This window comes from Variovorax sp. 01T439_2 (genome assembly GCF_056398445.1).
Window position 1 is genome coordinate 1 of record NZ_JBFTPJ010000234.1, and the last position, 6,795, is coordinate 6,795.

At 67.7% G+C, this 6,795-nt stretch carries 7 protein-coding genes, 1 tRNA gene and 1 pseudogene; 3 read left to right on the top strand and 6 right to left on the bottom strand.

Annotated features, from left to right (window positions below):
- Positions 1 to 43: 43 nt before the first annotated feature.
- Both recJ and AC1DOC_RS13180 read left to right on the top strand, forming a co-directional pair.
- On the top strand, positions 44 to 1,765 hold the full coding sequence (gene recJ, locus AC1DOC_RS13175; protein ID WP_478129904.1) for a single-stranded-DNA-specific exonuclease RecJ: 1,722 nt from the start codon (positions 44 to 46) through the stop codon (positions 1,763 to 1,765).
- 124 nt (positions 1,766 to 1,889) lie between these two features.
- Positions 1,890 to 2,906 carry an SDR family oxidoreductase gene (locus tag AC1DOC_RS13180; protein ID WP_478079107.1) on the top strand — a complete coding sequence of 339 codons (1,017 nt, stop codon included), beginning with the start codon at positions 1,890 to 1,892 and terminating at the stop codon, positions 2,904 to 2,906.
- Here the strand turns inward: AC1DOC_RS13180 and AC1DOC_RS13185 are convergent.
- The gene (locus tag AC1DOC_RS13185) at positions 2,881 to 3,669 is read right to left on the bottom strand and encodes a YoaK family protein (protein WP_018906500.1); all 789 of its coding nucleotides are present in this window, start codon (positions 3,667 to 3,669) and stop codon (positions 2,881 to 2,883) included. The two genes, AC1DOC_RS13180 and AC1DOC_RS13185, sit on opposite strands and share 26 nt — an antisense overlap.
- A gap of 152 nt (positions 3,670 to 3,821) precedes the next feature.
- Here AC1DOC_RS13185 and AC1DOC_RS13190 point away from each other — a divergent pair, with 152 nt between their 5' ends.
- Complete coding sequence (locus tag AC1DOC_RS13190) at positions 3,822 to 4,220, top strand: YXWGXW repeat-containing protein (protein ID WP_012746354.1); 399 nt, start codon at positions 3,822 to 3,824, stop codon at positions 4,218 to 4,220.
- Positions 4,221 to 4,305: 85 nt separating this feature from the next.
- Here AC1DOC_RS13190 and AC1DOC_RS13195 read toward each other — a convergent pair.
- The 5 genes and pseudogenes from AC1DOC_RS13195 to AC1DOC_RS13215 all read right to left on the bottom strand — a co-directional run.
- Positions 4,306 to 4,381: transfer RNA gene (locus tag AC1DOC_RS13195), tRNA-Thr, on the bottom strand.
- Positions 4,382 to 4,436: 55 nt separating this feature from the next.
- The gene (locus tag AC1DOC_RS13200) at positions 4,437 to 5,030 is read right to left on the bottom strand and encodes a ClpXP protease specificity-enhancing factor (protein WP_012746353.1); all 594 of its coding nucleotides are present in this window, start codon (positions 5,028 to 5,030) and stop codon (positions 4,437 to 4,439) included.
- A gap of 41 nt (positions 5,031 to 5,071) precedes the next feature.
- A complete protein-coding gene (locus AC1DOC_RS13205; RefSeq protein WP_012746352.1) occupies positions 5,072 to 5,683 on the bottom strand; it encodes a glutathione S-transferase N-terminal domain-containing protein in 612 nt (203 codons plus the stop codon).
- 95 nt (positions 5,684 to 5,778) lie between these two features.
- Entirely contained in the window at positions 5,779 to 6,552 is a 774-nt protein-coding gene (locus AC1DOC_RS13210; protein ID WP_012746351.1) for a cytochrome c1, read from the bottom strand.
- Positions 6,553 to 6,581: 29 nt separating this feature from the next.
- A pseudogene (locus AC1DOC_RS13215) lies at positions 6,582 to 6,795 on the bottom strand (cytochrome bc complex cytochrome b subunit); the annotation flags it as partial.

Below are 6,795 nucleotides of genomic sequence, written 5' to 3' on the forward strand. Positions count from 1 at the left end.
GCCTGTTCGACCGGCCGCGCGCCGCCAGCGTGCTGGAGGCCCTGTGAAGATCATTGCCCGCGAAATTCCGCCCCGCACGGTCTGGGCGCTCGAGCAGGCCGGCGTGCATCCGCTGCTGGCCCGCCTGTTCGCCGCGYGCGGCGTGCTGGCCAAGGACGAGCTCGACGACGGCCTGGCGCGCCTGCTGCCGCCCGACACGCTGCACGGCACGCGCGAGGCCGCGGTGCTGCTGGCCGACGCGATGGCGCAGGACAAGCGCCTGTGCATCGTGGCCGACTACGACTGCGACGGCGCCACCGCCTGCGCCGTTGCGGTGCGGGGCCTGCGCCTGCTCGGCGCGAAGAACGTGAGCTACCTGGTGCCCGACCGCGTGGTCGACGGCTACGGCCTCACGCCGCCGATTGCCGAGCGCGTGGCCGACAGTGGCGCCGACATGCTGATCACCGTCGACAACGGCATCGCCAGCGTCGAGGGTGTGGCCGCCGCCAAGGCGCGCGGCCTGCAGGTGCTGGTGACCGACCACCACCTGCCCGGCCCCGAGCTGCCGGCCGCCGACGTGCTGGTGAATCCCAACCAGCCCGGCTGCAGCTTCGAGAGCAAGAGCATCGCCGGTGTCGGCGTGATGTTCTACGTGCTGCTGGCGCTGCGCTCCGAGCTGCGCGCGCGCGGCGTCTTCAGCGCGGCCGCGCAGCCCAAGCTCGACGTGCTGCTCCCGCTGGTCGCGCTCGGCACCGTGGCCGACGTGGTGAAGCTCGACGCCAACAACCGCCGCCTGGTGGCGCAGGGCCTGCGGCGCATCCGCGCCGGCGCGCTGCCCGCGGGCATCGCGGCGCTGTTCAAGGCCGCGGGACGCAACGCCGCGGTGGCCACCACCTTCGACTTCGGCTTTGCGCTCGGCCCGCGCATCAACGCGGCCGGCCGGCTCGCCGACATGACGCTGGGCATCGAATGCCTGCTSACCGACGATGCCAGCCGCGCCGACGAACTCGCGCGCATGCTCGACGGCATCAACCGCGAGCGGCGCGACATCGAGGGCGGCATGCGCGACCAGGCGCTGCTGCTGGCCGAATCACTGTTCGGCGCCACCGCCGACGGCAGCGAGGCGCCGCCCGCAGCCATCAGCGTGTTCGATGCCGACTTCCACGAAGGCGTGGTCGGCATCGTGGCCTCGCGCATCAAGGACCGCTTCCACCGCCCGACCTTCGTCTTTGCCGCCAGCGGCGCGCCCGGCAAGGAGCACGAGCTCAAGGGCTCGGGCCGGTCGATCCCGGGCTTCCATCTGCGCGATGCGCTCGACCTTGTGGCCAAGCGCCATCCGGGCGTGCTGCTGCGCTTCGGCGGCCATGCCATGGCCGCCGGCTGCACCGTGGCGCGCGAGAAGTTCGAGGTGTTCGAGCGCGCGCTGGCCGAGGTCGCACATGAATGGCTGGCCGCCTCCGCGCTCACGCGCCAGATCGAAACGGATGGCCCGATCGCGCGCGAGTACATGCGCATCGACCTGGTCGACACGCTGCACCGCGAAGTCTGGGGCCAGGGCTTTGCGCCGCCCACCTTCAGCGAGGAAGTCGAAGTGGTGTCGCAGCGCCTCGTGGGCGAGAAGCACCTGGCGCTCAAGCTGCGGCACCAGGGGCAGCCGGTCGACGGCATCTGGTTCGGCCACACCGAGCCGCTGCCCGCGCGCGTGAAGCTCGCCTTCAGGCTCGATGCCGACGAATGGCAGGGTGTGCGCCGGGTGCGCTTCCTTGTCGAAGGCGCTGAGATCTAGCTCGCCACAGCTCGGCTCGGAAATCCACGGGTCAGCTTCGGTGGGCGTGCATTCGGGACGGATTCCTACGCGGGCCGCGCGGCGGCGTTCTACGGTTGTCTTTCACATGCAGGAGCCCACGCACATGAAATCGACCACCGCATCCCCCGCAAAATCCACCCGGTCCGGCGCAAGCGCGCACACCGCCGCCAAGCAGCGGACCGTCCAGCGCACGCAGGACGCAAAGGACAGCGCCGCCAAGCCCGCCGCCAAGAAGTCCAGCCAGCCCGCGCAGGCCGGGCCGCGCTTGCAGCCGGTCAATCCCCTGCCGGCGCAGCACCTGAGCAAGCCCGGGCTCGAGGCCGAGATGGCGCTGCGCCCGCGCTTCGAGGCACCGGACTACAAGGGCAGCGGCAAGCTCGAAGGCATGGCGGCCCTGGTGACCGGCGGCGATTCCGGCATCGGGCGCGCCGTGGCGCTGCTCTATGCCCGTGAAGGCGCCGACGTCGCCATCGCCTACCTCGACGAAGACGAGGACGCCGAGGAAACCCGGCGCCACGTGGAGGCGGAAGGCGCACGCTGCATCCTCGTCAAGGGCGACGTCTGCGATCCGGCGTTCTGCCGCGACGCGGTCGACCAGACGCTCGAGGCCTTCGGCAAGCTCGACATCCTGGTGAACAACGCGGCCTTCCAGCTGCATGCGGCGTCCATCGAGGACATCACCGACGAGCGCTTCGAACTCACGCTCCGGACCAACGTCTTCGGCTATTTCCAGATGGCGCGCGCCGCGGTTCCGCACCTGGGCCAGGGCGCCTCGATCATCAATACAGGCTCGGTCACAGGCCTGGAGGGCAGCGCGCACCTGCTCGACTATTCGACCACCAAGGGCGCGATCCACGCGTTCACCAAGTCGCTGGCCAGCAACTTGCTGCCCAAGGGTATCCGCGTGAATGCGGTGGCGCCCGGGCCGGTGTGGACGCCTTTGAATCCCGCCGACAGCCCGCCCGGGAAGATCAAGGATTTCGGCAAGAACACCGACCTGCAACGGCCGGCGCAGCCGGAAGAGCTCTCGCCTGCCTACGTGTTCCTGGCCGCGCCGAGCTGCGCCAGCTACATCACCGGCATCGTGCTGCCGGTCACGGGCAGCGTGGGCGCCGTCTGAAGGCGGCCAGCAGTTTCTGCAGCGGCCTGGAGCGCGGCGCGTCTTCCAGCAGCGGCGGGATGGAGACGGCCAGCAGCAGCGCGGCCAGCGGCACCACGCAGACGAAGCCGATGTAGTTGAAGCCCAGCGCGCCGACGATGCCGCCCAGCACGAACATGCCGACAAGCCCGCCCGCCATCTGCATCCGGCGGCGGTTGTGGCGCACCATCGCATGGGCCGGCGTGGCATGCCGGTTCCAGTAGAGCAGCTTGCCCAGCTCCATGCCCACGTCGGTGATGTTGCCCGTCATGTGGGTGGTGCGGACGCTGCCACCGGAGGTCTTGGAGCCGACGGCGTTCTGCAGCCCCATGATGAAGGACAGCAGCAGCACCGTGAGCGGAACGGCAAACGGGGTCGGCCAGGTCAGCGTGATGGCGCCCATCAATCCGAACGGGAACATGAGCGCGGCTTCCAGCAGCAGCGGCACCGCATAGACGCTGCGCAGCCGGTGCTGGCGGCCCCAGTTCACCAGGATGGCGCAGACCGCCGCACCCGCCAGGAAGGCGAGGATGGCGCCCAGCGCATTGAGCAGCAGCTTGGTGTTGCCCAGCACCAGCCCGTCTGCGAACTGCGATGCGAAGCCCGTCATGTGCGAGGTGTACATGTGCAGCACCAGGAACCCGCCCGCATTCACGGCGCCGGCGTTGAAGGCCAGCAGCAGGCCGAGCACCCGGTTGGTGGAGGGTGCGCGGTGGCGGTGGGTAAGGAAGCGTAGTCTGCGCATCGGCGTGCAACTTGCGCTTGGACTCTAGCATCCGGACGAACGCCCATCGACCGCGTTCTACGCCGCCGGCCGCCGCCCCCAAGGGAATGTGCTGATTACACTTTCCCGCCGGCTTGCGTTGTGCAGGCCTGTACACACATCCAAGGGTTTCAATGAAAGTCTCAACTCTCCTGGCCGCGGCCGCACTCGTGGCTTCGGCCTTGCCCGCCGCAGCGCAGGTTTCGGTCCAGATCAACGTGCCCGGCCTGATCCAGGTGGCGCCTCCCGCGCCGCGCTACGAACCCATGCCGGGGCCGAGGGCCGGCCAGGTGTGGGTGCCCGGGCACTGGCAGTGGAACGAGCGCGCCTACGTCTGGCGCTCGGGCTACTGGCAGGCGGCGCGGCCCGACTACGCGTATGCGCCGGGCCGCTGGGTGCAGGCCGACGGCGGATGGCGGTGGATGGAAGGCGACTGGCGCCGCGCGGAGCCGCATCATCGCCACGCCGAAGAGCATCCTGGCGGTGGCGGATACCACTGCCCGCCGGGACAGGCCAAGAAGGGGCGCTGCTGATCTTCAGCCGCGGGAATGAAAGAAGCGGGCAGGTCGCCGCTTCTTTCTTGCCGGTCAGCGCGGGGGCTTTCCGGAATGTTCGATATGGTGCCGCTTGTCGGAATCGAACTGACGACCTTCCGCTTACAAGGCGGGTGCTCTACCAACTGAGCTAAAGCGGCACGGATTGACTTGCGGGATTTTAACGGTGCGGTGTGCGTCGGCTGCCTGCTGTCGCTACTTCACGCGCTTGAGCGACGGGCGGCTGCCGCCGCCTGCCGGCGGGCGCGGCGGCTCATCGGTGGGGTCGGTGGGCGAGCCGGCGTCATCGCCGGCATCGACCATTTCGTCCGCGTCTTCACCCGTCACCAGGTGGACGATCTTGCCGGCATCGCCTTCGGTGCCGCGCGACGCATCGCGCAGCGGCATGCGCGCAGGCCCCTGGGGCGAAGAAGGCGCGCCGGCCGCCTGGGACGGCCCGCCGCCCTCGGCGCCGCTGCCGGCAGGTACCGGTGCGGGAAACGCCATGCCCTGCCCGTTCTCGCGCGCATAGATCGCGATCACGCGGCCCACGGGCACGACGATCTCGCGCGCACTGCCCGCGAAGCGGGCCTTGAACTCGATGAAATCGTTGCCGAGCTTGAGCGAACTGGTCGCGTCGAAGCTGATGTTCAGCACGATCTCGCCGTTCTTCACGTACTCGCGCGGCACCTGGACGGTGTCGTCGACCTGCACCGCGACATAGGGCGTGAACCCGTTGTCGGTGCACCATTCGTACAGCGCCCGGATGAGGTACGGGCGGGTGGAGGACGACTCGAGCGCGTTGATCATGAAGGACGGCGAAAAACGATGGAAGCAGGCACGCAGCTTACTTACTTTCGCATGACCTTTTCGGACGGCGTCAGTGCTTCGATGTAGGCCGGGCGCGAGAAGATGCGCTCGGCGTACTTCAGGAGCGGCGCCGCGTTCTTGCTGAGGTCGATGCCGTAGTAGTCCAGGCGCCAGAGCAGCGGCGCAATCGCCACGTCGAGCATCGAGAAATTGTCGCCCAGCATGTACTTGTTCTTGAGGAACACGGGGGCCAGCTGCGTGAGGCGGTCGCGGATGTGCGAGCGTGCCTTTTCGAGCGCCTTCTCGTTGCCCTTGGCGGTGCGGTTCTCGAGCGCGGCCACGTGCACGAACAGCTCCTTCTCGAAGTTGAGCAGGAACAGGCGCACGCGCGCGCGGTCGACCGGGTCGCCGGGCATCAGCTGCGGATGCGGGAAGCGCTCGTCGATGTACTCGTTGATGATGTTCGACTCATACAGGATGAGGTCGCGCTCGACCAGGATGGGCACCTGGCCGTACGGGTTCATCACGCTGATGTCTTCAGGCTTGTTGTAGAGATCGACGTCGCGGATCTCGAAGTCCATGCCCTTTTCGAACAACACGAAGCGGCAGCGGTGGGAAAAGGGGCAGGTCGTTCCTGAATACAAGACCATCATGGCGAGAGACTCCTAAAAATCAAAAAGAGTGGGTCGCGTTGGCAACCCACTCTGTGGGACCGCACGCACCAGGCGCGCGGTCGGCGTGGACGGAACTACTTGACGTCTTTCCAGTACGAGGCGTTCAGTCGCCACACGAAGACCAACGACATGACGAGGAACAGCAGCACCCACACACCGATGCGGATGCGCGTGTTCTGTGCCGGCTCGGCCATCCATTGCAGGTAGCTCACCAGGTCGCCGACCGCAGTGTCGAACTGCAGCGGCGTCATGGTGCCGGGGGTCACCTGCTCCCAGCCCTTGAACACTTCGGTCTCGTGGCCATGCTGCGAGATCTTGGTGTAGACGGGACGGCGTTCGCCCTGCAGCTCCCACAGCGGGTTGGGCATGGCAACGCTCGGGAACAGCAGGTTGTTCCAGCCGGTGGCCTTGGTGTCGTCGCGGTAGTAGGTGCGCAGGTAGGTGTACAGGTAGTCCGCACCCGTGCCGCCGTGGCCGGCGCGCGAGCGGGCCACCAGGGTCAGGTCGGGCGGCGTCGTGCCGAACCATTCCTTGGCCTGGCGCGCGTCGATGTTGGCCTTCATGGTCTCGCCGACCTTGTCGGTCGCGAACAGGAGGTTGTCCTTGATCTGCTGCTCGGTGATGCCGATGTCCTGCAGCCGGTTGTAGCGCATGAACGCCGCGGAGTGGCAGTTCAGGCAGTAGTTGACGAACAGCTTGGCGCCGTTCTGCAGCGAGGCGACGTCGGTGGTCTTGTTGGGCGCCTTGTCCCAGGCCATGCCGCCGGACTCGGCCGATGCGGCTGCGGAAAAGGTCAGGCCCAAGGCCAGGCCCACAACCGCGAGCCAGCCAGAAATGCTTTTCTTCATCGTGTTTCTCTCGAGCTCTCTTGGGCTTCTCAATGGGCGGCGAAGGTCACGCGCTCAGGCACGGGCTTGAACTCGCCCTTGCTGCTCCACCAGGGCATGAGCAGGAAGAAACCGAAGTAGAAAAGCGTGCCGATCTGGGAAATGGTCTGCGCGATGTCCAGCGCGAACGAACCGATGACCAGGCTGCCCCAGACGCCGGGCGCCTGGATGCCCAGGTAGCCCAGGATCAGGAAGAAGAACACG

Coding starts and splice junctions, on each gene's coding strand:
- AC1DOC_RS13180 (WP_478079107.1), top strand. CDS start 1,890: ATGAAATCGACCACCGCATCCCCCGCAAAATCCACCCGGTCCGGCGCA.
- AC1DOC_RS13185 (WP_018906500.1), bottom strand. CDS start 3,669: ATGCGCAGACTACGCTTCCTTACCCACCGCCACCGCGCACCCTCCACC.
- AC1DOC_RS13190 (WP_012746354.1), top strand. CDS start 3,822: ATGAAAGTCTCAACTCTCCTGGCCGCGGCCGCACTCGTGGCTTCGGCC.
- AC1DOC_RS13200 (WP_012746353.1), bottom strand. CDS start 5,030: ATGATCAACGCGCTCGAGTCGTCCTCCACCCGCCCGTACCTCATCCGG.
- AC1DOC_RS13205 (WP_012746352.1), bottom strand. CDS start 5,683: ATGATGGTCTTGTATTCAGGAACGACCTGCCCCTTTTCCCACCGCTGC.
- AC1DOC_RS13210 (WP_012746351.1), bottom strand. CDS start 6,552: ATGAAGAAAAGCATTTCTGGCTGGCTCGCGGTTGTGGGCCTGGCCTTG.